Genomic DNA, 2,274 nt, shown 5'->3' with positions numbered 1-2,274 from the left:
TTATCCATCCCTATCGCCGCCCGACACTGCCTTTCTGTTTTTAAATCAGATAATCCCAATTTCATAGCCGTTTATTAGTCCTGTTTTATTGATAATAGTGATTATCTATTCTTATTTATTCTGGTGCAACAAGTCTATTTTTCTTCCTATGGAGGATGAAGGAGCTGTTTATACTGTTTTTGAAGTGCTTAATAGTCGTGGTCTTGATGTTGACTGGCTTGATAAATGCAAGAGTTTATTAATGGGTTTGCTTTATGAAAAAATACAGTCTGTAAATCATGAAAAACCTGAGGATGCCGAGGTTGCTTTAAAGACCCACTTAGGTATTCTTCATCAGTACTGGGCTAATATATATAAAACCGTTGGAATGAGGAAAATACAAGGGTATGAGGTAGTAAGATTTTCCGCGACATTAAAGAATATTGACAAAGCGTTACGCAAGGTTATGAGTCCAGAATCTGCACTAGATTTTTTTAAGGAAGACTGTATTTCAGTTCAAAAAATCATTGAGACCACAAAGCACATTGAGGAGGTTGTTTTATGCTTATCTAAGCTATATGACGATGAAAAGCTGAAGGCTGTTACCGATGTATCACAAGCAAGATTGCTGGCTGTATCCATTATGTTGAAATACAATAATGAGAATAATAAAAAAGACAGAGAAAAACTTCTTAATCAATGGGAGCGCACGTCTTTTAAGATTTATACTCTTTTCAGAAAAGACTCTCGTTCAGGAGTTGGTGACTATATTAGTGCAGCAAGGCAGGTTCAATTAGGTGAAAAAAGCGTTAATGTGTTAATCAAAATTATAGCTGACATAGGTAAAGATTTTGATATAAATAAAATTGATGAGGATTTTAAAAATGACTGGTATAACGGCTACCGTAAGGATATTCGATATTTCTTTTTTAAATATGAAGAATCTTTATCGAAAAATCCAGCTCAAAAAATATGGAATGGCATATGGAATTCAAATGTTGATGACACAATAGAACACGTTTTGCCACAGAATTTAAATGGTGAATGGAGTCATTTTTCAAAAAATGAACATGAAAAATATTTAAACTCTATTGGTAATCTTTGCATACTTTCACGAGGTGAAAATACAAAAGCACTAGATAAAAATTTCAATGGTGTTAATAGTAAAAAAGAAGTTTATCTGAATAACTTGGCTATAGTATCTTTAAGGGATATTTATTATACGGACGAAAAGAATAAAGAAGAGCGTGTTGTGTGGGATAAGGAAGCGATTGAAGAGCGAACCGAACGATTACTTAAGTTTGCAAAAGAGCAATGGAAAGATTTGGATGTGTAATAAATTAGCGGCATAGGTTGGATTGCGAAAGAGCAGCAACTTAACCTACAAACTTATAGGGTAAGCATTTCTTACCCTTTTAATTAAACGATGGGATAATTTTATGAAAAAATTAGTTTTGTTAGTTAGTTTATTAATTGCATTTTCAGCTAATGCTAGAGATTGTGAAAGTGAAGCTAATAATGGTGGTATGGTGGCTATGCGTTCATGTCTTATTGAAGAAAGCGAAAAGCCAATGACAGCCGCATATACTTATTTAATTAAAATACTGGGTGCTAATCAAGATGCAATCAGTGCTATTAAGCAAGCGCAAATTGACTGGGAAAAATTTAAGGTTTCAACGTGTAATTATGTTTATACGCTTGATGGTTTAGCCGCGTAGGTTGGGTTGCCGTCTTTTTGGCAACCCAACATTCTCTGGTATTCGTTGGGTTGCGAAAGAGCCGCAACCCGACCTACAAACTAATCCACCTTACGAGTTTTGCTTGCGTTTTCGTCCGCAAGACGTTGCATCTATTTTTCTGTAAGCAAGGGCTTACGGTGAAGTTTTTAATCAATTGGAGTAATTTTAAATGAAATGCCCGAACTGTAATTCCAGTGGCTTAACCATTGGTAAATGTCCAAATTGTAATGATATTAGATGTAAAAATTGCAAACCCAGTGCCAGTGTTAATAATACCTGCAAAAAGTGCGGAAAGGCGAAGTACGTCAAAATATCATAAATAGCTGCGTAAATTGGGTTGCCCTCTTTTTGGCAACCTAACCTACAAACTTATAGGGTACGCAATGCGTACACTTTAAATTAAAAGATGAGATAGTTTTATGAAAAAATTAGTTTTGTTAGTTGGTTTGTTAATTGCATTTTCAGCTAATGCTAGAGATTGTGAAAGTGAAGCTAATAATGGCGGTATGTCGGCTATGCGTTCATGTCTTATTGAAGAAAGCGAAAAGCCAATGAC

General features: G+C 34.9%; 2 protein-coding genes. Both read left to right on the top strand.

The window, feature by feature from the left end:
* Positions 1-148 precede the first annotated feature (148 nt).
* A complete protein-coding gene (locus Q8N37_00010) occupies positions 149-1,315 on the top strand; it encodes an HNH endonuclease family protein (protein ID MDP3056900.1) in 1,167 nt (388 codons plus the stop codon).
* Between the two features lie 103 nt (positions 1,316-1,418).
* The gene (locus Q8N37_00005; GenBank protein ID MDP3056899.1) at positions 1,419-1,697 is read left to right on the top strand and encodes a hypothetical protein; all 279 of its coding nucleotides are present in this window, start codon (positions 1,419-1,421) and stop codon (positions 1,695-1,697) included.
* Positions 1,698-2,274: the final 577 nt, after the last annotated feature.

This window comes from bacterium, from assembly GCA_030693205.1.
GTDB lineage: Bacteria > Patescibacteriota > Minisyncoccia > JAHIHE01 > JAHIHE01 > JAHILZ01.
This window is presented reverse-complemented; position numbering and strand designations above follow the sequence as displayed.

What these genes read in the sequence shown, in the direction of transcription:
- Q8N37_00010 (MDP3056900.1), top strand. Translation starts at nt 149, where the DNA reads ATGGAGGATGAAGGAGCTGTTTATACTGTTTTTGAAGTGCTTAATAGT.
- Q8N37_00005 (MDP3056899.1), top strand. Translation starts at nt 1,419, where the DNA reads ATGAAAAAATTAGTTTTGTTAGTTAGTTTATTAATTGCATTTTCAGCT.